Origin of the sequence: Nocardia grenadensis NBRC 108939, assembly GCF_001613445.1 — a bacterium.
Classification (GTDB): domain Bacteria; phylum Actinomycetota; class Actinomycetes; order Mycobacteriales; family Mycobacteriaceae; genus Nocardia; species Nocardia grenadensis.
The window spans coordinates 249,035-272,295 of the sequence record NZ_BDCJ01000003.1 but is presented as its reverse complement, the minus strand read 5'-3'; the positions used below and the strand labels follow the sequence as shown (position 1 = coordinate 272,295).

General features: G+C 69.3%; 25 protein-coding genes. 10 read left to right on the top strand and 15 right to left on the bottom strand.

The window, feature by feature from the left end:
• Window position 1: 1 nt before the first annotated feature.
• From NGR01S_RS03440 to NGR01S_RS03430, 3 genes are all read right to left on the bottom strand, one after another.
• Window positions 2-1,537 (bottom strand): PucR family transcriptional regulator, encoded by a 1,536-nt coding sequence (locus NGR01S_RS03440; protein WP_063034678.1) that lies wholly within the window; start codon window positions 1,535-1,537, stop codon window positions 2-4.
• A gap of 84 nt (window positions 1,538-1,621) precedes the next feature.
• Window positions 1,622-2,170 carry a TetR/AcrR family transcriptional regulator gene (locus NGR01S_RS03435; RefSeq protein ID WP_084480320.1) on the bottom strand — a complete coding sequence of 183 codons (549 nt, stop codon included), beginning with the start codon at window positions 2,168-2,170 and terminating at the stop codon, window positions 1,622-1,624.
• A 140-nt stretch (window positions 2,171-2,310) separates the two neighbouring features.
• Window positions 2,311-2,913, bottom strand: a complete 603-nt coding sequence (locus NGR01S_RS03430) for a TetR/AcrR family transcriptional regulator (RefSeq protein ID WP_084480319.1) — start codon at window positions 2,911-2,913, stop codon at window positions 2,311-2,313.
• 26 nt (window positions 2,914-2,939) lie between these two features.
• On the opposite strand from NGR01S_RS03430, the gene NGR01S_RS03425 reads away from it, so the two are divergent.
• Both NGR01S_RS03425 and NGR01S_RS03420 read left to right on the top strand, forming a co-directional pair.
• Complete coding sequence (locus NGR01S_RS03425; RefSeq protein WP_084480318.1) at window positions 2,940-3,680, top strand: SDR family oxidoreductase; 741 nt, start codon at window positions 2,940-2,942, stop codon at window positions 3,678-3,680.
• A 307-nt stretch (window positions 3,681-3,987) separates the two neighbouring features.
• Window positions 3,988-4,950, top strand: a complete 963-nt coding sequence (locus NGR01S_RS03420; protein WP_063034677.1) for a hypothetical protein — start codon at window positions 3,988-3,990, stop codon at window positions 4,948-4,950.
• Window positions 4,951-4,970: 20 nt separating this feature from the next.
• On the opposite strand, the gene NGR01S_RS32265 is transcribed toward NGR01S_RS03420, so the two are convergent.
• Window positions 4,971-5,228, bottom strand: coding sequence for a hypothetical protein (locus NGR01S_RS32265; RefSeq protein WP_063034676.1), 258 nt, complete (start codon window positions 5,226-5,228; stop codon window positions 4,971-4,973).
• Window positions 5,229-6,079: 851 nt separating this feature from the next.
• Here NGR01S_RS32265 and NGR01S_RS03410 point away from each other — a divergent pair.
• From NGR01S_RS03410 to NGR01S_RS03395, 4 genes are read left to right on the top strand one after another with little or no spacing between them, the layout of a single operon-like run.
• Entirely contained in the window at window positions 6,080-7,063 is a 984-nt protein-coding gene (locus NGR01S_RS03410; RefSeq protein ID WP_063034956.1) for an ABC transporter ATP-binding protein, read from the top strand.
• Window positions 7,063-7,875 (top strand): ABC transporter permease, encoded by an 813-nt coding sequence (locus NGR01S_RS03405; RefSeq protein ID WP_063034675.1) that lies wholly within the window; start codon window positions 7,063-7,065, stop codon window positions 7,873-7,875. Before NGR01S_RS03410 ends, NGR01S_RS03405 begins: the two co-directional genes overlap by 1 nt.
• Complete coding sequence (locus NGR01S_RS03400) at window positions 7,872-9,014, top strand: sensor histidine kinase (RefSeq protein ID WP_245664417.1); 1,143 nt, start codon at window positions 7,872-7,874, stop codon at window positions 9,012-9,014. The genes NGR01S_RS03405 and NGR01S_RS03400 overlap by 4 nt, the downstream gene beginning before the upstream one ends.
• A complete protein-coding gene (locus tag NGR01S_RS03395) occupies window positions 9,011-9,628 on the top strand; it encodes a response regulator transcription factor (protein WP_063034674.1) in 618 nt (205 codons plus the stop codon). The genes NGR01S_RS03400 and NGR01S_RS03395 overlap by 4 nt, the downstream gene beginning before the upstream one ends.
• 6 nt (window positions 9,629-9,634) lie before the next feature.
• Here NGR01S_RS03395 and NGR01S_RS03390 read toward each other — a convergent pair whose 3' ends face one another.
• The 5 genes from NGR01S_RS03390 to NGR01S_RS03370 all read right to left on the bottom strand — a co-directional run bounded on the left by NGR01S_RS03390 (window position 9,635) and on the right by NGR01S_RS03370 (window position 13,788).
• Entirely contained in the window at window positions 9,635-10,642 is a 1,008-nt protein-coding gene (locus tag NGR01S_RS03390) for an NAD(P)H-dependent flavin oxidoreductase (protein WP_157107091.1), read from the bottom strand.
• 109 nt (window positions 10,643-10,751) lie between these two features.
• Entirely contained in the window at window positions 10,752-11,195 is a 444-nt protein-coding gene (locus NGR01S_RS03385; protein WP_063034954.1) for a MarR family winged helix-turn-helix transcriptional regulator, read from the bottom strand.
• 60 nt (window positions 11,196-11,255) lie between these two features.
• The gene (locus NGR01S_RS03380) at window positions 11,256-11,507 is read right to left on the bottom strand and encodes a hypothetical protein (RefSeq protein ID WP_218020705.1); all 252 of its coding nucleotides are present in this window, start codon (window positions 11,505-11,507) and stop codon (window positions 11,256-11,258) included.
• Between the two features lie 117 nt (window positions 11,508-11,624).
• A complete protein-coding gene (locus NGR01S_RS03375) occupies window positions 11,625-12,710 on the bottom strand; it encodes an NAD(P)H-dependent amine dehydrogenase family protein (protein WP_063034672.1) in 1,086 nt (361 codons plus the stop codon).
• 52 nt (window positions 12,711-12,762) lie between these two features.
• Window positions 12,763-13,788, bottom strand: a complete 1,026-nt coding sequence (locus NGR01S_RS03370; RefSeq protein WP_063034671.1) for a Rieske 2Fe-2S domain-containing protein — start codon at window positions 13,786-13,788, stop codon at window positions 12,763-12,765.
• 165 nt (window positions 13,789-13,953) lie between these two features.
• Between NGR01S_RS03370 and NGR01S_RS03365 the strand changes: the two genes are divergently transcribed.
• Window positions 13,954-14,574 carry a TetR/AcrR family transcriptional regulator gene (locus NGR01S_RS03365; protein ID WP_063034670.1) on the top strand — a complete coding sequence of 207 codons (621 nt, stop codon included), beginning with the start codon at window positions 13,954-13,956 and terminating at the stop codon, window positions 14,572-14,574.
• Window positions 14,575-14,784: 210 nt separating this feature from the next.
• Here NGR01S_RS03365 and NGR01S_RS03360 read toward each other — a convergent pair whose 3' ends face one another.
• Window positions 14,785-15,648 (bottom strand): MerR family transcriptional regulator, encoded by an 864-nt coding sequence (locus tag NGR01S_RS03360; RefSeq protein ID WP_063034669.1) that lies wholly within the window; start codon window positions 15,646-15,648, stop codon window positions 14,785-14,787.
• A gap of 361 nt (window positions 15,649-16,009) precedes the next feature.
• Here NGR01S_RS03360 and NGR01S_RS03355 point away from each other — a divergent pair, with 361 nt between their 5' ends.
• On the top strand, window positions 16,010-16,522 hold the full coding sequence (locus NGR01S_RS03355; protein ID WP_063034668.1) for a fasciclin domain-containing protein: 513 nt from the start codon (window positions 16,010-16,012) through the stop codon (window positions 16,520-16,522).
• Window positions 16,523-16,575: 53 nt separating this feature from the next.
• On the opposite strand, the gene NGR01S_RS03350 is transcribed toward NGR01S_RS03355, so the two are convergent.
• From NGR01S_RS03350 to NGR01S_RS03330, 5 genes are all read right to left on the bottom strand, one after another.
• Window positions 16,576-16,911, bottom strand: a complete 336-nt coding sequence (locus tag NGR01S_RS03350) for a hypothetical protein (protein WP_063034667.1) — start codon at window positions 16,909-16,911, stop codon at window positions 16,576-16,578.
• Between the two features lie 392 nt (window positions 16,912-17,303).
• Window positions 17,304-18,044, bottom strand: coding sequence for a sterol desaturase family protein (locus NGR01S_RS03345; protein WP_084480316.1), 741 nt, complete (start codon window positions 18,042-18,044; stop codon window positions 17,304-17,306).
• Window positions 18,041-18,763, bottom strand: a complete 723-nt coding sequence (locus tag NGR01S_RS03340; RefSeq protein WP_063034666.1) for a FadR/GntR family transcriptional regulator — start codon at window positions 18,761-18,763, stop codon at window positions 18,041-18,043. The genes NGR01S_RS03345 and NGR01S_RS03340 overlap by 4 nt, the downstream gene beginning before the upstream one ends.
• Window positions 18,764-18,804: 41 nt before the next feature.
• Window positions 18,805-19,836 carry an LLM class flavin-dependent oxidoreductase gene (locus NGR01S_RS03335; protein WP_063034665.1) on the bottom strand — a complete coding sequence of 344 codons (1,032 nt, stop codon included), beginning with the start codon at window positions 19,834-19,836 and terminating at the stop codon, window positions 18,805-18,807.
• A 4-nt stretch (window positions 19,837-19,840) separates the two neighbouring features.
• A complete protein-coding gene (locus NGR01S_RS03330; protein ID WP_245664416.1) occupies window positions 19,841-20,350 on the bottom strand; it encodes a DUF1684 domain-containing protein in 510 nt (169 codons plus the stop codon).
• A gap of 394 nt (window positions 20,351-20,744) precedes the next feature.
• Between NGR01S_RS03330 and NGR01S_RS03325 the strand changes: the two genes are divergently transcribed.
• Together NGR01S_RS03325 and NGR01S_RS03320 are read left to right on the top strand one after the other, a co-directional pair.
• Complete coding sequence (locus NGR01S_RS03325; RefSeq protein WP_063034664.1) at window positions 20,745-21,560, top strand: DUF1206 domain-containing protein; 816 nt, start codon at window positions 20,745-20,747, stop codon at window positions 21,558-21,560.
• A gap of 147 nt (window positions 21,561-21,707) precedes the next feature.
• Window positions 21,708-23,159 carry an MFS transporter gene (locus tag NGR01S_RS03320; RefSeq protein ID WP_063034952.1) on the top strand — a complete coding sequence of 484 codons (1,452 nt, stop codon included), beginning with the start codon at window positions 21,708-21,710 and terminating at the stop codon, window positions 23,157-23,159.
• Window positions 23,160-23,261 lie beyond the last annotated feature (102 nt).

The following is a 23,261-nucleotide window of genomic DNA, read 5'->3' as shown; positions in this document are numbered from 1 at the left end:
GTCAGTCGTCTTCGAAGGCCGCCAGATCGATGGTCATGGCCAATCGGGTTCGGGCGTCTTCCAGGTCGAGCGCGGCCACTTCGCGCATCTTCCGTATCCGGTTGCGGACGGTGTTCGGGTGGACGCCCAGGCCCGCGGCGGCGAGCACCGGATCGCCCTGCGCATCGAGCCACGCCCGCAGGGTCGCCACATAGTCTGTGGCGTGCGCGCTGTCGTACCGGCGCAACTCCGCGACCGGGCCGCGCGCCGGTATCCGGCCGGTCCGGGCCGCGGCCCGCAACCGCTGGAGCAGGATCTCGCCCCACGACTCATCGTAGGCCGGGTAGGCGATCTCCGCCGACCCCTGTTCGTGCAGTGCCAGGCATTCGTCCGCCTCCTGACGGGAGGCCGGCAGGTCGGCGGCCGTGCCCGGTCCGCCGATCCCGGCCGACAGGGTCACGCGGGCCGGAAGCGCCGTGCGCAGTGCGGTCACCCAGTCTCGTGCCGTCCGGACCCGGTCGCTGGGCAGGATCGTGTAGACGGTGTTGTCCGACAAAGTGCTGCGCCCCGGCCGCGACCAGCCGAAACCGAACGTGGCCTGCTCGAAGGCCAGCAGCAGCCCGGCATGCCGCTGCGCCGCGATCTGAGCGCGTACCGCGACGACACGTAAAGGGGCCGGCGCCAACCCGAGCCGGCCGACCACGGTGGTGGCATCCGGGCTGCCCTCCAGCAGCCGGATCACCAGCTCGGATTCGACCTGGCGTTCCAGGTCCGCGCTGGCCCGCGACCGCAGCAGATGCAGTGCCACCGTCCGGGCCCCGTCGGCCAGCGCGGCCCGTCGGGCGCCCGTCATCGGTGCGATGCAGACCACCCACACCGCACCCAGCAGTTCCCGGCCCACCCGCACCGCGACCACCATCCGTCCGTCGAGCCCGTGCCCGGGGTCCGGTTCGACGAATACGGGCTCGTCGGAGTTCGCGAGATGCGTATGGACGCTGCGTGATTCGAAAAGTTCGCGCAGGGGAGCGGGTTGCCGGCGTTGCAGTACCGTCTCCCGCAGGGCGCGGTCGGCCACCCGCCCCGCCGTGGAGTACGCCATCACCCGGGACAGCGGATCCTCGATCGTCACCGCACCGTCCACCGCGGTCGCCAAGCTGTCCGCCAGGGCGAAAAGATCTGTGGGACCGCGCCCGGAGGCCGTTTCCCGCCCCTCCAGCACCAGCCCGTAGACCACCCCGGCGAGCTGGCTCCACGACACCTCGGGATCGACCACCAGCACCGCGACCCCGTCCTCGGGTCCGATCGCGGACGCTTCCCGGTCGGCGTCGGTGCCCCCGCGGACCAGTACCGCGACCGCCCTCGCCGCCCGCGCTCCGGCGACCGCCGTCCGCACCGATCCGGCGCCTACGGCCAGGAGGATATCGCCGGTCGCTTCTTCCGCCCCGGTGGCGTCGAACATCGCGACACTGCGGATCACGGTCGCCCGCGACACCGGGCAGCAGCGCAATCGCACTCCGTATCCACCCAGTACGTTCACGAGATGGTCCAATCGCACCATGAACGACTCCTGTTCACCCTGGTCCCGTCACCGTAGCCGCGCCGGCTGCGGGAGCCGGATGCCGGCTTCGGGCCGACGGCAGGATCAGCCGCGGCCGAGGAAGCCGAACCAGCTGTCGGTGCGGACGTCGAGCATCTTCTCGTACCCGGTTCCCCACTGTCCCGCCGTCCAGTTCCGTGCGACGTGGTCCAGTTCGGTGCTCGCGAGGACACCGCGGAACCGGCGCGTCCCGGCCGCGAACCGCCCGGCCCGCTCGAGGCCGTCCTCTATATCGCCGATCGCCTCGTTCATCCATTCGTCGAACAGCCCGCGGAGCTCCGGATCGACCGCCGCCGCCTCGAAGGCCGTGGTGTTGTAGGGCCGGACGGTATCCGAACGCTGTGCGCTCGCGTCGAGCCAGGCGCGGATCCGCTCCCGGGATCCGTCTTCGACCACCGCGACCAGTTCCCGCTCCGTCGATCCGTGCGTGGTGGTGGGGACCCGGTCCAGTGCCGGCCTGGGCCGCTCGGTGATGTGGGCCTTGATCAGGTCGACCTTGGCGGTCGCGTAACCCTTCGATACGAATAGTTCGAGACCGGCCTCGAGCAGGGATTCGCGGGTCATCTCCTTCTGGGCCTCACGGAGCGTCGCCATGGACTCAGCGTAGAGCAGGGCGGCTGTGTTCCGTTCCGCGTGCTCGCTCTGGATGGATGTCGACCAATTACTTGGCACCGGGGACACGCTGCGGCTCCTGCGTCACGTGGATTCCGCCGAACCGTGGCGGGTCGCCGCTCTCAGGAACGGTGTGCCCGGAGACCATCGATGAGGATCGACAACAAGCGCGGCCCGCGCGTGTCGAGTTCGGCGTCGTCCAGCCGCGACAGCCAGCTGATGAGCACGATGACATCGCGGGCTTCGGCGTCGGCCCGGATGGTGCCTGCCGAACGGCCCGCGGACAGCAGTAGTTCCACCGCCTGACCGATCGGGCCGAAGCTGTGGGCGGCGAGGTCACGCCACGTCGCCGCTTCGACCGCGGCGAACACATCGCGTTTGACCCGCGCGTAGGCGGCAACGCGCTCGAGCCACGCCGCCAGCGCATCCAGTGGCGGGTGGGCCGCCAGCAGTGTCGCCGCCGCGCCGACCAACTCCTGCACTTCTCGGTGATACACCTCGGCAAGGAGGTCCTCGCGGGTGGGGAAGTGCCGGTACAGGGTGCCCTGCCCGATTCCGCAGGCTTTCGCGACCGCGTTGAGCTTCAGCTCTCCCTGCTCGCGCACGAGATCGCGGGCGGCAATCAGGATGCGTTCGCGGTTGCGCTGCGCGTCCGCGCGCCGCGTACTGCCGCGCCCAGCAGAAGCGGACAGTTGTCCGGTAGGGTGGTCTGAGTAAACGGACATGTGTCCATTATATGCGGAGGTTCCCTGTGGCCATTCATGGCAAAGTCGTCGCGATCACCGGTGCCAGTAGTGGAATCGGCGAGGCGACAGCGCGTCATCTAGCCGCCGAAGGTGCGGCCGTTGTCCCCGGTGCCCGCCGCATCGATCGGCTGTACCGGCTCGTCGCCGAGATCGAGACCGCGGGTGGCCGGGCCGCGGCGACTCGGGTGGACGTCATCGAGCCCGGTGACCTCCGGGCACTCGTCGACCTGGCCGTCGAGCGTTTCGGCCGGCTGGATGTGCTCGTGGGCAATGCCGGAATCAGCAGGATCGGTCCTGTTGCCGACCTGGACGTGGCGGGCTGGTCGGCGATGGTCGATGTGAACGTCAAGGGAATCCTGCACGGGATCGCGGCGGCAATGCCGATCTTCCGTGGCCAGGGCAGTGGTCACCTGGTCACCGTGGTGTCGACCGCGGGCCTGAAGATCGTCCCCACCCAGGCGGTGTACGCCGGGACCAAGAACGCGGTCCGCACCCTGCTGGAGGGTTTGCGTCAGGAGAGCACCGACGGTGTGCTGCGGACGACGTCGATCTCCCCGGGATATGTACGCACCGAGTTCATCGATCACGCTGTCGACGATCCGGCCGTGCGTGAGCAGGTCAGGCGGAACATGGCCGAACTCGGAATCGATCCCGTGGCGGTGGCCCGGGCGATCGCGTTCGCCATCGATCAACCGGAGGACGTCGAGATCGGCGACCTGACCATCCGTCCCACTCGTCAGGGCTGACGCCGGGGGGGCGAGGAAACGGCCGGCCGGGCGCCGGTCAGCCGCCCCACGAGACCGCTGAGCAGCTTCGCCGACGACGCCAATGCCACCTCCCGCACCGACCGTCGCGCACCGTACCCGAGCAAACGCTCGGATAATCCCAGCGGTGGCACGGTCGGCCGGAAGTGGGCCGCTCGATATCTCTCGGCACGGCGGGCCGGCGAAGTCCTTTCGACGGCGCTGATTATCGAGAGGCGGAACGGGTAGGCGCGGAAGAGGTGCAACGTGGCACCCGCCAGAAAATCGACACCGGAGGAACGATATTCGTATGACTTCGCGTGAAACCACCACTCTGCTGGCGCAGCTGCGTGCGATCCGTGAGTTGACCGATACCGAGATCCAGATCGCGGAAACCCGGATCGGACAGGCCCGGACCGAGGCAGTGCGCCGCGAACTGTCCGAGAACGCCGACAATGCGCGGGCGCGTGCCGAAACCGTCGGCGCCGCTATTCGTGAACTCGGCGGCGTACCCGAGGTGATCGGCCCCTTCCTCGGCCGGGCCACCGCCGTGGTGAAGGCGCTCCTCGACCAGGCGCAGCCGTTCGACGAGGCCCTGCTGGGCGATCTCACCCTGGAACACCAGCTCCTCGACCGCGCGCGGTACGTCAAGGCCCTGGCGACCAGCGCGGGACGCGGCGATATCGCGGCGCTGGCGCAGCGCCTGATCACCGCGCATTCCGCGACCGTGGACTGGCTGACCACTGTCCTGGCCGAGGAGGCACTCGGCGGCCCGGCCGCGTTGCGCCGCACGCCGCTACAGGCGGCGGCCGGTGCTGCCGTGAAACTGGTCAATCTGCCCGTCACGTGGTCCGCACGCGGTGTGGACCGGGCGCTGGACACCGTCCGGGCCACCCCGCCCGCGCTCGGTGAACTACTGTCCCGAGGCGCGCACGCCGGTGATATCGCCGCCCGGACGCTGACCGCCTCCCGCGACGCCGCGCTCGAAAGCGCCGAACAGGTCACCCGCCGGGAAGGCGCGGGTATCGCGGCCGCTTCGCTGCATTCGGTCCGCGCGGCCACAGGCGTGCTCGAGCCGGGGGAGTTGCCCATCGCCGACTACGACCGGCTCAATGTGAGCCGAGCGGTCGCCGCGGTCAAGGAATTGACCGATCCGGCCGATATCCGGGCAGTCGTCGCCTATGAAGAGGCACACAAGAAACGGCACGGGGTGGTCTCGGCGGCGCAGACCCGGCTCGCGGTCATCGCCAAGGAAGCGGCCGGCCTGAACTGACGCCGTGTTCGCCGCGGCGCTCAGCCGGCGATCGACTCCATCCACTCCAACACCGCCGCCTGATAGTCGGCGGTGTTGCGGGCCAGATTCACCGAGTGCCCGCTTCCGGGCAGCACGAAGGTACGCAATCGCGCGGCCGGGGAGAAATGCGGTGCCTCGGCCGCCTGCAGGGTCGCCGTATCGGCACAGACCCGGGAGCACAGCAGAAACAGTTCCGCGCAGGTCCGGTGCCGATCGCGCGCGGAGGTGACCGCGTTCCCGGACGAATTCGAGAACACCGGGCCCGGCGTAGTTCCCCTGCAGCAGTGGCTCGCCGACGATCTGCCGGAGACCAAGCTGGTGCTCTACGGGGCTATCGGTCGCAAGCACTGACGGCTCGCCGATCATGGCCAGACGAACGGGCCGGCCGGATCGCCGGTGCGCGCCGAATGCCCGTGGTGATGTTCGACGGCATCCGCCGATGCGCCCTGACGTGCGCCGATATCCGATGTCATCACAGACCTCCGAAGTTTCTGGTGTGCCGGTGTCTCCCGGCGGGAGTTGTCGGACCGGCCGATCGATGGGCTCGCTGGATCGCGCGGCCGACCGCGGTACCGGTGGGCAAGCGGCACCCGGGTGCGACTCGGTCGGGTTCGGGTTGTTCTCCGGGAGCCGGTGACTCGCGGGACAGGTGCCGCACCTGTTGGCGTCCGGTGTCCGGGCCCGGCACGAGGCGTTCCGGAACAAGGCTGTACACCGGGATTCAAGGCAGGAGGGGGATTGCCGGTACGGCAGAAGATCTCTCGGCCGGTCTCGCGGTATCTCCTGTTCGCGATCGGGAGTGAGCGGATCGGGTCGGCGCCGTAGTCGATTCTACGTGCGCGCCGCAGGGCACGTCCAGCCGCTGCGGGAGCCAATCATCTTGCGAGAGAATCGATATCGAGGGATTATCAGCTGCTCTGTGGTTGGTGGGTTGCCCGGCGGCGCGTCAGCTCGATGCCCGGCTGTTCGGCGATTCATCGTCGGCCGTCGGGCGAAACCGGTGCGGGCGGATGATGACTTTTGTCATCTCCGGACCGTGCGAAATGCACGAATATCCGGTGACTGCGCTTACTACAGATCCCGGTCCGGCGCGGTGATCGTAGAAGATATGAACAGCGCATATCCCGATCCACCGCAACTGCCCGGGCGGCCGGTACACGATATCGTCGTCGCGCGCGGTCTGCGCCGGACCTACGGCACCGGAAAGGCCGCCTTCGAAGCGGTCCGCGGTATCGATCTCCAGGTCGCCGAGGGCGAGGTGTTCGCCCTGCTGGGCACCAACGGCGCGGGCAAGACCTCGACGCTCGACATACTGGAGGGACTGGTCGAACCCTCTGCCGGTTCGGTCGAGATCTTCGGCCTCGACCCACACCGTCACCGAGGCCAGGTACGCGCGCAGGTCGGCATCATGCTGCAGTCCGGGGGCCTGCCCACCGAGCTCACCGTCCGTGAAACGCTCGAGATGTGGCGCGGGACCTGTAGTAACCCGGTGAGCAGCGCAACGGTTCTCGCGCAGGTCGATCTGGTCCATCGCGCCGGCGTCCGGGTCGGGTCCCTCTCCGGTGGTGAACAGCGCCGGGTCGATCTGGCCTGCGCCCTGCTCGGTCAACCGCGGTTGCTGTTTCTCGACGAACCGACCACCGGACTCGACCCGGAGAGCCGGCGCGGGACCTGGCGACTGCTGTCCGAGCTCAAGAACTCGGGAGTGGGCATGGTGCTGACCACGCACTATCTGGACGAAGCGGAAGCGCTGGCCGATCGGGTCGCGATCATGCACCGGGGCGAGATGGCGCGCACCGGGACCCTGCGCGAGATCGTCGACGGCCATCCGGCGCGGATCGCCTTCGACCATCCGGGGCTACCGCTGCCGAATCTGTCCACCGCCCGCATCGAGGCGGGAGCCCGGGTCACTGTCAGCACCCACGACCTGCAGGGCGATCTGTCGGTGCTGCTCGGCTGGGCGGACGAACAGGGCGTGCGGCTCGGTGGGCTGGAGGCCCGCGCCGCATCCCTGGAGACCGTTTTCCTCGATATCGCAGACGATTCGGCCGCCGCGACGGCGACCGGGGACGAACTGATCGGAGCCCGCTGATGACCACGACCGCCGCACCGGCCCCCGGATTCCGCCGCCGTCCGCTCGCTGCCCTCGCGAAGGCCGAGTACCTGCAGTTCCGGCGGAACAAAACGCTCGTCTACCTGGCGACGGTGTTCCCGATCGGCATACCGGCGGCCCTGTTCTTCATCGCCCGCCGTGGCGATACCTCCGCCGCGGATCTCGCGGTACTCACCTTCGAGATGCTGGCGCTGGTGACCCTGCTGTTCGTGCAGTACTACTCGGTGCTGTCGATGGTCACCACCCGCCGCGGCGAGGGCGTACTGAAACGACTTCGGACAGGTGAGGCCGCCGACTGGCAGATCCAGACCGCGCCCGCGATACCCGGTGCGCTGGTCACCCTCGGTTGCGCCGCCGTGGTCGCCGCGGTCGTCTACGGTGCGGGGGCGCCCGCGCCGGTCAACCCCGTCGCGCTCGCACTCGCTCTCGCGGGCGGAATCGGCCTGTTCTCCCTGCTGGCGCTGGCGACCAGCACGTTCACCAAGAACGCCGAGGCCGCGCAGATCACCTCGCTGCCGGTGATGACGATCGCCATGCTGGGGATGACATCGATCCGCGCGATGCTGCCGGATCGACTCGCGGATCTGGCCGGCTGGACTCCCTTCGCGGCCGTCTCCGATCTGGTGTCGCTGGGTGTCGCCGGGGTGCCGGCGCTCGCCGACGCCGGTGCCGCGGGTGATTTCGCCGGGACCTTCGCCGAGATGGGGCGCCCGTTTGCGACACTGACGATATGGACCGTCCTGGCGTTCGCGCTGATCCGCCGGAGTTTGCGCTGGGACGACCGCGGGTGAACCGCTGGACCGCCCGGTGGCGCGCACTGCCGGCGGGGGCGAAATTCCGGCTCTACACCGGGATCACATTCCAGGGCGCGCTGGTCGCGGTGGTGGTCGCCATGGCGGCCACCGCTCGCTCGCCGTGGGCGGCCGCCGGACTGGTGCTCGCCGGGATCGCGGCGGTCTTCGCGGTGGAGGCCCGCGCGGAATTCGCCGTATCGTCGCGGTGGTCGTCGCGTGGGTGGGTCCTGCCGATCGCCCTCGCGACGCTGACAGGGGTATGGGTCGCCGCTGCCGTGGTCGCCCGGACGGCGGACGACGAAGCCGCCGTTGTTCTCGCCCGGGTGACCGGCGTCTATGTGGCAGTGCTGGCCGTGTTCGCCCTCGTATCGTTTCTCCGGCACAGATGGTGGATTCTGCCGGTGTTGAGCGTGGCGACCGGATCGGTTTTCGGCTCGTCCCCGGCGACGGTGGTGAGTGGGATCGTGGTGACCTTCGTCGCCGGCGGATTCGTCATCGCGACGGTCTGGCTCACGATGTGGGGGCTGCGGGTTGTCGACGAAGTGGAACACGCGAAGGTCGTCGAGGCCGAACTGCGGCTGGCGCAGGAGCGTTTGCGATTCGCGCGGGACCTGCACGATGTGGTCGGCCGCGGATTCTCGGCGATCGCCGTGAAAAGCGAACTCGCCGGGGTGCTGTCGCGGTCCGGCGATACCGACCGGGCGGCGCAGGAGATGGACGAGGTCAAAACACTCGCTGTCGAATCCATGGGGCAGATGCGTGAACTGGTTCGGGGCTATCGCGGGATCGATCTGCTCGGGGAGGTGGCCGGGGCGGGTTCGCTGCTCGCGGCGGTGGGGTGTGAGCTCGGCGTCGAGGGCGATCCCGCAACGGTCCCCGCCCGATTCCACGAGGTCGCGGCCTGGGTGGTGCGTGAGGGTACGACCAATATCGTCGAACACTCCGCGGCCACATCGGCGACGCTCGCGTTCGGCGGTGCCGGTATGTCGGTGCGCAACAACCGTCCGCGCGGCACGCCGGGGCAGCATTCGGGGCTGCGTGGGCTCGCGGAACGGCTCGCGGCTGTCGGCGCGAGTCTCGCCGTGACCGCGACCGCCGATGAGTTCGTCCTGGAGATCCGCTGGGAGAAAATATGATTCCGGTCTTCCTCGCCGATGACGAAACCCTCATCCGCGCGGCGCTGGCGACAATGCTCGATCTCGAAGCCGATCTCGAGGTCGTCGACCATGTCGGCTCCGGGGAGGAGCTGCTGGCCGTGTGGCGGCGCCGCGCGGCGGACGAGCCGGCCGCGGTGGCCGTCATCGACCTGCAGATGCCCGGTATCGACGGTATCGAGACGGCCACGCAGCTGCTGCGGCTCGCACCGGGTGCCGCCACGCTGATCGTCACCAGCCACGGCCGGCCCGGGTACCTCAAGCGGGCACTGGCCGCGGGGGTTCGGGGTTTCCTGCCCAAGACGACCTCGGCGGCGACGCTGGCCGACGTGATCCGCACCGTGCACGCCGGCGGCCGGTATGTCGATCCGGAGCTGGCCGCGGAAGCCATCAGCGCCGGTGACACCGTGCTCACCGCACGGGAAGCCGATGTTCTCGAATACGCCCTCGACGGCTCGTCGGTCGAGGACATCGCCCGGCGAGCCCACCTGTCGCCGGGCACCACCCGCAACTACCTCTCCGCGGCAATGGCGAAGCTCGGGGTCTCCAACCGGTATGAGGCGGCCCTCAGGGCACGGGAGAAGGGCTGGATCTGACGAGCGTCAGTCGCTCTCCGGCCCGAGTGCCGTGCCGCTGTCCGCCGCGGTCCCGGCGCCGTGCGCCCACCGGCCCAACAGCCGATCGGCTCCGGTACACAATGCGGCGACGACCTCACCGGCCGGGAGACTGCGGGTGAGAGCGCCGACGCCCGCGCCGGCGTCGACGGGGGCGCGGCGGGGGTCTCCGGTGGCGGCGGCCGCCGCCACTTCGTCGCGGGCCGCGCCGTCCGCGGATAACGCGGCCTCCTGCTCCGCCCAGGTCCGGGTGGTCTCGTTGGCCAGTACGCGGGCGGGATAGCGGTCCGGCCAGGGTAGCCGCTGCCCCAGATCGAAGACCCGGGTGACCACCGTATCGGTGGCCCGGGCGCGGATCAGCGCGGCGCGAGCGGGTTCCGGGGTGAGCGCTTCCGGGCAGGCCGACAGACAGGTGCCGAGCCAGGCACCGGCCGCCCCCGCCGCGAGCACGGCCGCCAGACCCCGGGCGGTGGCGATACCACCGGCGGCGAGTACGGGCACCGTGACCGCGTCGAGTACCGCGTCCAGTACCGCCAGTGTGCCCAGCCGGGGATCGCCATGGCCGCCGCCCTCGCTGCCGCGGGCCACCAGGACATCCACTCCGGCCGCCGCGGCCCGGCATGCCTGATCCGCGTCGTAGACCTGGGTGAGCGCCGCCGCACCCGCCTCGTGGACCCGGTCGATCCAGGCCCACTCCTCGGTGAAACCGACCGAGACGAGCGCCGGCCGCGCGGTCAGGGCCGTCTCCAGCAGGGCGGGTTCGCGCTCGAGCACCCAGCCCACCATGCCGATACCGAACACCCCGGGTGCCGGATCGAGTTGCGTGAGTTCGTGTTCCAGGGCCGCGGCCGATCCGGTGCTGCCCATGCCGATCATTCCCAGACCGCCGGCCGCGGACACGGCGGACGCGAGGCGGCCCCCGGCCACTCCACCCATCGGTGCGTTCACGATCGGAACCGACAAACCCATCCGGCGCGACCACGGTGTTCCCGGCACCCACGGCCTCCTTCTCCTCCAGGCGCCCAGGTGGCCCCTTGTGGAGGCGACATTACGGGAGCCCGCATCCCGGCCGACCGTGCTGACGTCCGGAGGGCGGCGGCGTGGTTCAGGGGGTGGCTCGGCCGGTGAACGCGTCCACGACGGCCGCACCGATCCGGCGCTGTACCGGGTCTGCGGCCGGCCCGAACAGACGTTCGTCGACATCGGTGACCACCTGCTGGGCGGCGCGGAGCAGACGAGTCCCCTCGGCGGTGAGCTCGATCGCCGACGCCGAGCCGGCACGGGCCGTACGGTCGTGGACCAGTCCGGCGCCGACCATGGCCTTCACCGCCGTGTGCACGCTCTGCACGCTGATTCCCGACATCCGCGCCAGCTCCGAGAACGACGCACCCGGGACCCCGGAGATATGGCCGAGCAGACCCAGGCGGCCGACGGTCAGATCCAGTGTTGCCAGCGCGGCGTTGAGTTCGGTCTCCACTCGCCGCGCCAACGTCAGCACGATGATCGAGGCGCTGGCCGGCGGGGGTGTCGGGCCGTTGTCGGTACTCACCGATCCAGTGTCGCGCATGGACGCCGGTGTCCCGGCCGGCGGTATGTCCGTGGCGCCGGGTCAGCGGACCGCGTCGATGAGATGCCGGGTGGAGAATGCGACGAACGGGTGCCCGTCGCGCATCTCCCGGTCCAATTCCACGAGCGTGTCCCGGTAGCGGTCGACGGAGAAATCCGGCACCCACCACACGCATTTGCGCAGGATCCATATGATGGCGCCGATATCGGAGAACTCCATCCGGCAGCGTGCGGTGCGCAGGTCGGTCACGGTCAGTCCGGCGGCTTCGGCCGGGTGGACGGTGCTCGCGGGCACCGGGTTCTGCCTCCGGCCGCACCATGTGGATGTGGAGGTCATCGCCGATTGGGTGGTTGCGCAGTGAGCGCGCCGTGGGCCACCGCCGGGCGATCCGGCGGGCCCGTGGCGCGCCCCTCAGATAGCGAAACGCCCGGCGAACGCGCGCAGCGGGAGGTCGGCGCTGGTGATGATGCCCGGACGCGCGGCGACAACAGACCGCAGGGAGTTGAGGGCCGGTAATCCGGTGACGGTCATCCCGATCGAGGCGAAGTTCTCCGGCTGCGACAGGTCGAAGCCCCTCCGGGGGAAGATCATATGTTTGCTGTAGATGCTGGGATCGCCGGTGATCTGGGTGATGTAGCAGCCCTTGATATTCCACGCGGGGTCGGTGTGCGGGGTCATCTGCCATTCGAGATGGGTTTCCACCCGCGGCACGCCGTCGACCAGGCCCTGATACTTGATGTAGTTGGCGCCGAGTGAGCCCTTGGGCAGGAAATACCAGCCCAGATCGATGTCCTTCGTGCAGGCGCCGAGTTCGTAGTGGAAGGTGACCTCGTCCAGTTCGAGGTCGAAGGTGTCGGCCATCAGGTAGACCGAATCGGCGAAGACCGCGGTGTATTTGTGCAACGAGTCCGGGATGGTCGGATCGTCGATCGGGCGGCCGTAACCGACTGCTTTCCAGGTGTCGACGGAATGGTGGCAGGAGACGTCCACCGATTCGGTGACGGTGATGTTCTCGATCGCGGCGACGTCGGCGGTGTGCACGATTCCGAGGATCTGGGCGAGTCCGGGATTCATGCCCGTGCCGTAGAAGGTGGAATTGCCGCGCTCGCAGGCGGCCCGGATGATTTCACTGACCTTGCGGCCCGACGGGTGGGCGTGGTTGGTGTCGCGGTGGAAGCCGGTGATCCAGTCCGCTGTGGTCACCACATCGATGCCCGCCTCCAATACCTTCTCGTAGAGGTCCTCGTCGGGGAAGACGCCGTGGAAGGTGAGGACATCGGGGCGCGCCTCGATGATCTGCTCGACCGTACCGGTCGCCGTCACCCCGATCGGCCCGATGCCGACGATCTCGCCGGCGTCCCGGCCGATCTTTTCCGGGGTGTAGCAGTGCAGCCCGACGAGCTCGAGATCCGGATGGTCGCGGATGCGGCCGATCATCTCGGTGCCGAGGTTGCCGGTCGCAACCTGGAATACCCGGATCTTGCCGGAAGTGCTCATGGGTGGGCCTTTCTGTCTGCGGGTCGGCGAGGCTGCCTGTTCGAGTCCGCGGTCATACGCCGGCCGCGTCCACGTTCGGTGCGGAGTCGGCCGCGCCGGTGCCCGGGTAGAACTGCCGTGCCCATTCGCGCAGGGCCCGGAAGCCCGCGTATTCCTTGCGCGACAGCGCGGGCGGGTCGGAGTAGCGCTGATGCGCCCAGATGTGGATATCGGCTTCGAACTGCTCGATCACGAAACCGGCCATCGCTGTGCCGTAGGTGGTGATCTCCGGGCTCTCGTCACCGGGTCTGCGGCCGATCCACACGGTGAACCGGACATCGGAGGTGCGCTCGTCGACCGGCGTCACCGCGGGCATGGTGCGGTTGTCGATCATGCCCCAGCTCTTGGTGATCGAGCATCCGAGCCCGGCGTTTATCGATTCGACACCACTGTCGACCTGGTCTTCGGTCACGCCCTCGTCGAAGGCGATGGTGAAATCGACGTAGGAGACGGGCCCGGAGAAGTCGTGGCGGGTGAACTCCGGCACGAACGGGGTCTTGTGCACATACTTGAAATGCGCGAAATCGACACCGTTCTCCATGACGTACTGTGGGTGCAGTTCGAGCCCGGGCCGGTACAACGTGGCCGCGGGCACCGGCGGGTAGTAGTCCGCGGCGGTTTTGCCGTCGCCGAACGCGGCGAAGATATCGGGGACCTCGAAATGCGGTGGCCGGCCGTCGATGTCGTACCAGATCCAGACGCTCTCGTTGCGCTCCACCACCGGGTAGCTGCGGATGCGGCGGCCCTTGTTCGGGTGGCTCTCGTAGGGGATGCAGACATTGCGCCCCTCGCGGTTCCACTCCCAGCCGTGGAATGGACAGACCAGGTTCTCGCCCTCCACCCGGCCGCCGTAGCCGAGATGCGCGCCCAGATGCTCACAGTAGGCATCGAAGACAGTGACCTGCCCGGAGACCGATCGCCAGGCCACCATTTCGCGGCCGAAGTACTTCATCCGGTGTACCGCGCCGATGCCGATCTCACTGCACCAGGCCACCTGGAACCAGCCCGTCGGCTCCATCGGCAGTGGTGGTTTTGCCATCGCGATCCTCCGGGCATCGGGGGCGGTAGCGGGCGCGGCCACGGCCGTACTTCGGTATATGACGCCGGTCACGTGGCGCTCCCGAGCATAGAACCCTCTTTGAAAGATTACAAGAGCTCTATGTGAAACTGGATCACCCTGTTCAGGGCCGGTAAAGTCGCCATCGTGACGGAAGCGGCGGTGGGCGGGAGACGAGCGAACAGGCGGGGGATCCAGTCGCGGGAGAGCATGCTCGAGGCGGCCATCGCCTCACTGGCCACCGGCGACCCCGCGGCGGTCTCGGGTAATCGGATCGCCCGCGATATCGGCGCCACCTGGGGAGTGATCAAATACCAGTTCGGTGATATCGACGGACTGTGGGCGGCGGTCCTGCGGTACACCGCGGACAAGCGGGGAGACCTGCCCGCCGGGATCAAACCGGACGGCACCCTGCACGAGCGGGTGGCCGCCATGATCGACGCCATGGCCGGCGGGCTGCGCCGGCCGGAATCGCTGGCCATCGAAACGTTGCGTGCTGCCCTGCCGCGCGAGCACGCCGAACTGGAACGCGACTACCCCCGCACCGCCGCGGAACTGGCATCGTGGAAACCGAACTGGGACAAGGCCTGTCAGCGTGCTTTCGCCGATATGGAACTCGATCCGGACAAGGTGCGGCAGGTGGCCGCCCTCATCCCGGCGGCGATGCGCGGGATCACTTCCGAACGCACCCTGGGTACCTACGGTGATCTCGACGACGCGCTGAAGGCCCTGACCGGCGGCATAGTCGCCTACCTGGAGCGCCCGTGAACCTGCCCGGCGCGACACCCTCGAGGCGGCCGGTTCGGGCCGCAGCGACCGGTGATTTCGAGGTCGGCGAACTCGGCGAAATGGCGATGGTTTACCACCGCGCCCGGTGACGCCGGCCCCGCTTCCTCCGGTCGCGTTGTCGGCATCGCGATGCGAGCCGGTCGCCGGGGCGAGCGATGCGGCCGGAACCGGTGGAATTCCCTGCGGAGGTCAGTGGTGATTCCGGCTCGGGATCCGGCCGATGAGGTGGACGGCCTCTTCGAGCGTGCTCACCCGGTGTGCGCCCGCGGGAGTGGTGCGGGCGGTCCAGCCGGGGCCGGCGAGGAGCACCTGCGCCGGTGTCCGGCTTCCCGCGGGCAGCGGCCGTTGCGCCGCGGTCCGGAGCGTCTGGGACCAGAGCACCACCACTGGACGGTGGTGTGGGCCGGCCACGGCGCCGGCCAGCGCGTTGCCGGGCGTCGAGGCGCCGAGCAGTATCGACGGAATGCCGTTTTCGGCCAGTGCGGCGCGCAGGACTTCGAGCGGGAGGGTGTGGCATTCGCCGCCGGCGCAGGCCAGTAGGACCGGGGGGATGCGTCCGGTGGCCCGTGCCGGCGGCACCGCATGGTGCAGGGCGGTGGTGATCGCCCCGGACAGGGCGTGCTCCACCTCGATCAATCCCTGGCCACGGCGCTGCCGGTCGACGAGTTCGGCGAAAACCGGCCGGCACAGCCTGTTCCACGTCGCCGTTACGCCGAATTGCGCGATATGGGTGGTGAGGATGTCCAGCAGCCGGGTGGTATCCAGCCGGGCGGCCGCCGCCATCATCGGTTCCACATTCTCCGCCGCGGCGAGGGCGGGGGTCCGGGTCGCCGCGGCCGCGTTGCGTGGGCCGATGCCCGCACGGACCAGATCGACCATTCGCCTGAGCGTCGCCACATCACCCGGGGTGTAGAGGCGGTGCTGACCGGGCCGGTGTGGCCGGGAAGTCAACTCGTAACGCTGATTCCAGCTGCGCAGCGTCGCGACCGGTACGCCGAGGTTCCTGGCCACCGCGCCGACCGTCCATTCGGTGTCCGTTGCGGACCCGGTCATCGACTCACCTCCGTCGGCTACCGGCGGTCCGGCGGCGGTGCCGCCCGGCGCGCGTCGTCCGGTGCGGCGGCTACCGCGCCGCGGCCGGCGAGCACGCCGAGTGTGCGTGTGGCAGTGCGGTCGAGCATGACGGTCTCCCTTGTTTCGGTGACGTGCCCGGTGTCGCCGTTTTTCTGGTGCGGTCGGCCGAATCGAAATATCCGCCGTTAGGTCTTCACACTACGCGCAAAGCGATGCAGAATCGACGCACAAGGGATTGTGCGCGAATCGCACGACGAAACGGAGTGGCAGGCCGGACCGCGTCACCACAGCACCCGATCCACCGCGCGGCCGCGCGTCCGTCGCCCGGGAAGGGCACGATATGACCGCACGCAAGGACGGCTCGGCGCGGGCTACAGAGACCGGGCCCGACGCGGGCGCCGGCCGGGCCCCGGCCGTACCGGTGGGCATCGAATCCGTGACCGTGGCCGCGTCGAACAATCCGTTGCTGACCACCCTCGCCGCCGCGGTGTCCGGTGGGTTCAATCCGGAGGTCGACCTGGCCGAAGCCCTCGACCGCGCCGAGTACACCGTTTTCGCCCCGGTCGACAGCGCGTTCGCGGCGCTCGATCCCGCGACGCTCGAGGTGCTGCGCACGGATTCGGCGACACTGATGACAATTCTGACCTACCACGCGGTACCCGGCCGGATCGCGCCCGAAGCGATCGACGGCGTCCTGGGTACCGCGGAAGGCTCCGATGTGGCGGTGGCCCGATCCGGCGACCGGATCACCGTCAACAACGCGACGGTGATCGGTGGCGGCGTGGAAACCGCCAATGCCACGGTCTACCTCATCGACCGGGTGCTGATCCCGCCGACGGTCAACCGCGCCTGAGGCGGCCCGCCCGTACGGTCCGGGAGATCCGAACGCGCGGGTGTCGTTGCTGCTCACCCCTCGGACGAGACCCGGATCGTGGTGATTTCCGCGCCGGGCAGCAACGTGGACTGGGCCGCGGGCGTGTCCGCCGGGCCGTCTCCGACCAGCCTGCGCCAGCGATTCGAGAAATTGGAGATACCCCAGCCCTGCAGCCGGTCATAGGCCTCGGTCAGATCGGACCGGCCCAGCCGACCGGCTTCCCGGGCCGCGGCCACCGCTTCGATATACGCCGATTCGGCCGTTAGCAGCTCATCGACCACGCGGGCCTGCTCGTCGAGTAGATCTTCGATACGGCAGGCGATATCGTGCGGTGCCGTGCTCGTGTCCTGACCGGGAAATCGATGCATACGCCATCCTCGGAACTGTGGGGGTGGAACCTGCGGAAGAACCGGCCGGCCCGACGGTCCGTATCGAATCCCGAACCGCCCGAACGCCGTGAAGCTGTGGGTTCACTACTACCTTGTGGCGGATCAAGCCGCGCATCCGGTACCGGATGACCGCAGCGTCGCAAGGTGGTGCTACGGCGTCTTCGGGGCAGGTTCTGTGCGGATCCGCTGTGGCGGTGCCGTGTTCGAGTCCGGTTCGGGCGTCGCACACGGATTCGGTGACTCGTACCGGCCGAACAAGCGCCCTGCCGACGGCGAGCTCGCGAACCGGAGCCGAATTCGTCGAACGGGCGGCTCCGGTCGGCACGTGATCGTGTCGCGGTGCCGACCGCTCCCGGATCCCGCGCCGAGCGTCAGGCGGCCTGCGGCTTGTGCAGGGCCTTCGCGGTGGGGGAGTTGGGGATCTCGGCGGGATCGGGATAGGTGCCCAGCACCCGGTCCGCGGTTCCGGCGGTCGTGACGGCGAACCAGTAGTGCTCGTTCTTGAAATGGTGCAGACGGTGGTTGCGGCGCACCGCGCGCAGGATCGCGCTGTGCGGTCGGTAGTCGGTGTGCACGAGGAGATGGGTCCATTCGTAGATCAGTCCGAGGACACCGACGGTGGTGAGGAAGGTCAGGCCCAGGCCGGGGCGTCCGAACGCCAGTAACGCGATGACCACCAGGGCGGGTAGCAGCCACAGGAAGGTCTGCCACGGGATGAAGACCAGTTCCCGGATCCGGGGATCGGCGTGGTGCTCGCGGTGCTTACGTGCCAGCAGTGAATCGATCCGCCACCTGCCCAGGGTGCGCGGCCGCCAGTGCAGCACACAGACATGGATGACCCATTCCACGAACGGGAACGCGGCCACCATGAGCACCGGAACCAGGGCGTCGGTGATTTGCCAGTCGCCCACCAGAACGCGGGCCGTGGCGGCGACGACCAGCAGCGCGGCGATCACCCAGGGCGAGGGTGCGTGGCGGAAAGAGGTGAACACGTCCGCGAGCGACTCCGGTGCGCGGCGGGCGGCCTTCGCCTCGTCGGCGGCAAGTCGCCCTTCGGCGAGACGGTCGATCCCGGCGTTACGGCCGCGCCGGGCGGCGTGGGGGAGGTTCATGGCGTCTGCTCCAATCGGTGCAGGAGGTTGTCGAATTCCGTGGTGGCCAGGGACAACAGCGCGTCGGCGCGGGTGCGGGCCGAATCGGCCTCACCGGCGACCACGGCCTCGGCGAGCGCGCGGTAGCGCTCGGGCCGGCCCACCTCGGTGTCCATGACGCCGGTGAGCGCGGCCATGGCGGGTTCGTAGACGGTGCGCAGCTGGTTGAACAGCAGGCGGTAGACGATCGAATCGGCGGCATCGACCAGATGGTCCCAGAATACGAGCGCCGCGAGCTGGCGTGCCAGCGGATCGTCTCGATCGGCGAGTGTGTCCACCGCGGCCGTGAGCGTCGGGCCCATGGCCGGACCGTGGCGGCCGGCGGCCAGGCCGGCGACTTCGCGGCCCAGGGTCGCCCGGGTCTCCAGGATGCTGCGTACCACGGAATGGTCGAGCCGGCCGCCGCACAGGATCAATCGCGGCAACAGTTCCAGGCCACCGGAGCGGCGCGGATCGCGGACCGTGGTGCTGCCGCCCTGACGGATCTCCACCAGCCCCGCCCGCGCGAGCCGCTGGACCGCTTCACGGACGGTGGGCCGGGAGACACCCAGCGCTTCGGCCAGCTGACGTTCGGCGGGCAGGGCCGAGCCGGGCGCGAGCTCGCCGGTGAGGACGCCGTCGACGAGCTGCTCGTAGATCTCGTCCGGAACCGACCGGCGGGCGATCCGCTTCAGTGCCATACACCGGACGGTAGACCCACCATTGGTAAGAGGTCAAGTGGTCAGACCAGTTCGATCGACGGCTGCCAGCCCAGTTCTGGCGCGATGTACTCGACGGTGTCGTGCAGTATCTGCTCGTAGTCGGCGCGATGGAATTCGTACGGTAGTTCCAGCCGCAACTCCGTGGTCCCGGCGACGACCGGATCGGTGCGCAGCCGATCGAGGATCTCCTCGGCGGTGCCGACCAGATCCGGCGCGAACAGAATTCGCCGTTCGCCCTGTGGAGCCCGGGTTCGCTCGTATCGCCCGGCCGCGTAGCGGCGGTAGCGTTCACGGGTGGTGCGGTCGGCGCTGTCGAACGGGACGATCACCCGGCCCACCGCGACGCGAGCCGGGCGCACCGGGTCGATGTGGCGGCGGTATCCCGCGATCCGGCCCTGCTGCGCGGTGGTGAAATCGTCGCTGTGCTCACCGAAGACGATATTGCCGGTGAGCAGGTTCAACCCGCGCGCACCGGCCCAGCGGATCGACCGGGTGCTCCCTCCGCCGTACCAGAGCCGATCGACCAACCCCGGATCGTGCGGCTGCAGCCGTGGACGCTGAGTATTGCCGGGGGAGTGGATGAGCGTATCCGGCTCGCCCAGGTAGTCGCCGCGCAGATTGTCGATCAATCGTTCGATCCGCCCGTAGGAGAGGTCGTAGCCGCGCCAATCGCCGTCGAAGACGAGATCCCCGATCAGCTCCGCGTGCGGCGGCGTACCCGCGCTGAAGCCGGGTTGCAGCCGCCCGCCGGACAGCACATCGGCCATCGCCAGATCCTCGGCCAACCGGAACGGGCTCTCGTAGCCGATCGGGATCACCGCGGTGCCCAGCTGGATCCGGCGGGTGCGCTGACCGGCCGCGGCCAGGAAAACCGCCGCCGACCCGACACCGTGCTCGAGATGCCGCTGCCGGATCCAGGCGCCGTCGAAACCGAGGCGTTCACCGAACTCGAACAGGCGCAGGGTATCTTCGAGTCCCGCGGCAGGGTCTTCATCGGGGTAGTTGCCCGGGGTCAGGAACGACAGGTTCGCGAGGGGGGTGGGCGCATTCATCGGGTCAGCCGCGCTCGTAGGGGATCTGCTCGTCCGCCTCGATCGCGACCGGGAGCCGGTTCTCCGCCGGGGGCAATGGGCAGGTCGCTAGATCGGTGTAGGCGCAGGGCAGGTTGACGGCCCGGTTGAAGTCCAGGGTTACCGTCCCGTCGGCATCTGGCGGCGAGACCTGCAGCACGCGGTTGGCGGCGTAGGTGGTGACGCCGGAGGTCGCATCGGTGAAGAGCACCGTCAGCGCGCCCGGCGTCGAACCGGGAAAAGCGGTGAGCCCCAGTGTCTTTCCGTCCCACTCGAAGTGGATCCGGCCGGGGGCGTCGTAGACGTGTTCGAGACCTTCCACGGCCGCTCCCACCGTTGTGGCCCGCGGCTCGGCGAATGCGGTGTAGCGTCCGGCGACCACCCACTTCGGATCCGGTGCGTAGGCGGGTGTGCCACGGAACCCGGTGCGCAACGGGGTGTCCGGGTGTCGCGGGCGCACGATATCGTGCCCGCCGCGTCTGGCGACCTCGATCACGGCTTCGCCCCATACGGCCTCGACGCCCCCGCGTTCCGCGATGATCCCGAACCGGTGCGTGTCATGCCGGGTGGTTCATTACACGAGTTGCGGCGCCGCGACGGTGGCAGAGTGCTGCTGACGATGTGTATCGGCGGCGGCCAGGGAATGGCGGCCGCCCGTGACTTCGGCCTGAGCCGGCCCAGTGGTGGCGCGAATACGCCATCACCCGGGGGCGTACCGTTTCGCCGCCCCGATGCCGGGTATCTGCTGAACGTTCCGTTCGCTCGAGGAGGCGTGGCAGCGAACAGGGCGCGCGAGAAACGGTTCGGGTCGACGCCGATCCGGGCCCGGTCCGCGCGGGCCCTGTTCCGGTACTGCCCCGTCGCGCGCCTCCGGTACCAAGAGAGGCCAGATGATCCAGGTTTCCACATCCAGATCGGTTTCCGCGGCGCACCGCGTCACCGACAGTCGCGTGTTCGAACGCCTGGCCCGTGCGGGTTACGCGATGGCGGGGCTCGTGCACCTGCTGATCGGCTACCTCGCGGTACGCCTCGCCTTCGGTGGCGGCGGCAGCACCGACCAGTCCGGTGCCATGGCCGAACTGGCCGCCAAACCCGGCGGCATCCCCGCGCTGATCGTCGGTATCGCCGCCTTCGTGTTCATGGCGCTGTGGCGGCTCACCGAGGCGGTACTCGGTTCGCGCACCGGTGGTGACGAGGACCGGAAGTCCGATCTGTTCCACCGTGGCAAGGCATTCGCCGTGGCCCTCGTCTACTTCGGCTACGCGATCACCGCGTTCGGTTTCGTCCGGGGGAACGGGAGCTCGAGCGGCGGCAAGAACGCCGGGCTGTCCGCGCGCATGATGGAGAGCGCCGGCGGCAAGTTCTTTCTCGTCCTCGTCGGCATCGTGATCATCGCGGTGGGCGCGTACCACATCTACAAGGGCGCCACCCGGAAGTTCCTGAAGGAACTGCGCACCGACCGCGCGTTGCTGCGCAGGCTGGGCACCGTCGGGTACCTCAGTAAGGGCTCGGCCATCGCCGGGGCGGGTGTACTCGTGATCGTGGCGGTGTTCCAATCCGATCCCGGTAAGGCCAGCGGCCTGGACGCCGCGCTGAAAACACTGGGTGCGCAGCCGTTCGGCCCGGTTCTCCTGGTAGCCGCCGGACTCGGCATAGCCGCCTACGGACTCTACGATTTCGCCTGCGCCCGCTACGCCCGGATGTGACCGGCGCGGACGCCCGTCCCGTCTCGTACCCGTCGCGCCCCACCCTGCCCCCCGGCAGGGTGGGGCGCCTGGTCGCGGCGATCGCGTCTCGAGTCCCGGCGGGTGTCGCGCGGTGCCGAATCACAGCGGATCCGTATCTTCGGTGACGTGAACCCCACCGAGCTGCCCCGTCTCGGCTCGGCCGCCGGCCGCTGGATCGTGCTGGCCACCGTGCTCGGCTCCGCGGTGGCTTCCCTGGATGCCACCGTCGTCAATATCGCGCTGCCCCGGATCGGTGCCGCCCTCGATACCGATGTCGCCGGATTGCAGTGGACGCTCAACGGCTACACGCTCACCCTGGCCTCGTTCATTCTGCTCGGCGGCTCCTTCGGGGACCGCTTCGGCCGCCGCAAGGTCTTCGTCGCCGGCGCAGTGGGTTTCGCCGTCGCGTCGCTGCTGTGCGGCGCGGCCGTGAATATCGAGATGCTGGTGGCCGCCCGGGTGTTACAGGGCGTGGCCGGGGCCATGCTCACGCCGGGCAGCCTCGCCCTCATCTCCTCCTCCATCGACAACCGCGACCAGGGCGCGGCAATCGGGCTGTGGTCCGGGTTCAGCGGGGTGGCGGGGGCATTGGGGCCGTTCCTCGGCGGCTGGCTGATCGAGGTGGCGGGCTGGCGGTCGATCTTCTTCCTCAATGTGCCGCTGGTGGCGGTCGTCGTCCTGGTCTCGCTACGGCATGTGCCGGAGAGTCGCGATCCGAACGCGACCGCCCGGCTCGATCTCCCCGGCGCACTGGTGGTGGCCGCGGCGCTCGGCGCGCTGACACTGGGGTTGATCGACAGGCTACCGGTCCTGGTGGGGGCGGGCGGAGTACTGCTGGCGGTCTTCGTCCTCATCGAGATGCGCAGTGACCACCCGCTGGTACCGCCGGCACTGTTCGCTTCGCGGGTCTTCACCGTGGCAAATCTGGTCACCCTCGCGGTGTACGCCGCGCTCGGCGGAGTGTTCTTCCTACTGGTGCTGGAGTTGCAGGTCGTCGCGGGGTATTCGCCGCTGCTCGCGGGGGTGGCCACGCTACCGGTGACGCTGCTGATGCTGGCGCTCTCGGCGCCGTCCGGGCGGTGGGCCCAGCGGCACGGGCCCCGTCTGCCGATGACATTCGGGCCGGTACTCGCCGCGGGCGGGCTGATCCTGCTGCAGCGGGTAGGTCCCGGCGCCTCCTATCCGCTGGATGTCCTACCCGGGGTGCTGGTCTTCGGTCTCGGGCTGTCGGTGCTGGTCGCCCCGCTCACCGGCGCGGTCCTCGGTGCGGTATCGGCGAGCGGGGCCGGTATCGCCTCCGGGGTGAACAACGCGGTCGCGCGGACGGCGCAACTGCTCGCGGTGGCGGCCTTGCCGGGGCTGGCCGGGATCTCCGGCGCGCTGGACGACCCCGCGGCATTCGACTCCGGTTTCGGTGTCGCCATGCGGATCTGCGCGGGTCTGCTGCTCACCGGCGCCCTGCTGGCCGGGGTGCTGTTGCGGCCGCCCCGGCGGGCACCCGAGTTATCCCGGGTGGACTGCCTGCCGCAGTGCGGGGTCGGCGGCCCCGCGGTCGCACCGACGCGAGCGGCACGGTGAACGACATATCGCGGACCGAACAGCCGGTACGTTTCGCGTCGAGGTGCATGATCGGGAGGATCCGGGGTAGACGGCGCATATGCATTCGACACCCCTCGTCCG

What these genes read in the sequence shown, in the direction of transcription:
- NGR01S_RS03440 (WP_063034678.1), bottom strand. Translation starts at nt 1,537, where the DNA reads ATGGTGCGATTGGACCATCTCGTGAACGTACTGGGTGGATACGGAGTG.
- NGR01S_RS03435 (WP_084480320.1), bottom strand. Translation starts at nt 2,170, where the DNA reads ATGGCGACGCTCCGTGAGGCCCAGAAGGAGATGACCCGCGAATCCCTG.
- NGR01S_RS03430 (WP_084480319.1), bottom strand. Translation starts at nt 2,913, where the DNA reads ATGTCCGTTTACTCAGACCACCCTACCGGACAACTGTCCGCTTCTGCT.
- NGR01S_RS03420 (WP_063034677.1), top strand. Translation starts at nt 3,988, where the DNA reads ATGACTTCGCGTGAAACCACCACTCTGCTGGCGCAGCTGCGTGCGATC.
- NGR01S_RS03410 (WP_063034956.1), top strand. Translation starts at nt 6,080, where the DNA reads ATGAACAGCGCATATCCCGATCCACCGCAACTGCCCGGGCGGCCGGTA.
- NGR01S_RS03405 (WP_063034675.1), top strand. Translation starts at nt 7,063, where the DNA reads ATGACCACGACCGCCGCACCGGCCCCCGGATTCCGCCGCCGTCCGCTC.
- NGR01S_RS03395 (WP_063034674.1), top strand. Translation starts at nt 9,011, where the DNA reads ATGATTCCGGTCTTCCTCGCCGATGACGAAACCCTCATCCGCGCGGCG.
- NGR01S_RS03375 (WP_063034672.1), bottom strand. Translation starts at nt 12,710, where the DNA reads ATGAGCACTTCCGGCAAGATCCGGGTATTCCAGGTTGCGACCGGCAAC.
- NGR01S_RS03370 (WP_063034671.1), bottom strand. Translation starts at nt 13,788, where the DNA reads ATGGCAAAACCACCACTGCCGATGGAGCCGACGGGCTGGTTCCAGGTG.
- NGR01S_RS03360 (WP_063034669.1), bottom strand. Translation starts at nt 15,648, where the DNA reads ATGACCGGGTCCGCAACGGACACCGAATGGACGGTCGGCGCGGTGGCC.
- NGR01S_RS03355 (WP_063034668.1), top strand. Translation starts at nt 16,010, where the DNA reads ATGACCGCACGCAAGGACGGCTCGGCGCGGGCTACAGAGACCGGGCCC.
- NGR01S_RS03350 (WP_063034667.1), bottom strand. Translation starts at nt 16,911, where the DNA reads ATGCATCGATTTCCCGGTCAGGACACGAGCACGGCACCGCACGATATC.
- NGR01S_RS03345 (WP_084480316.1), bottom strand. Translation starts at nt 18,044, where the DNA reads ATGAACCTCCCCCACGCCGCCCGGCGCGGCCGTAACGCCGGGATCGAC.
- NGR01S_RS03340 (WP_063034666.1), bottom strand. Translation starts at nt 18,763, where the DNA reads ATGGCACTGAAGCGGATCGCCCGCCGGTCGGTTCCGGACGAGATCTAC.
- NGR01S_RS03335 (WP_063034665.1), bottom strand. Translation starts at nt 19,836, where the DNA reads ATGAATGCGCCCACCCCCCTCGCGAACCTGTCGTTCCTGACCCCGGGC.
- NGR01S_RS03325 (WP_063034664.1), top strand. Translation starts at nt 20,745, where the DNA reads ATGATCCAGGTTTCCACATCCAGATCGGTTTCCGCGGCGCACCGCGTC.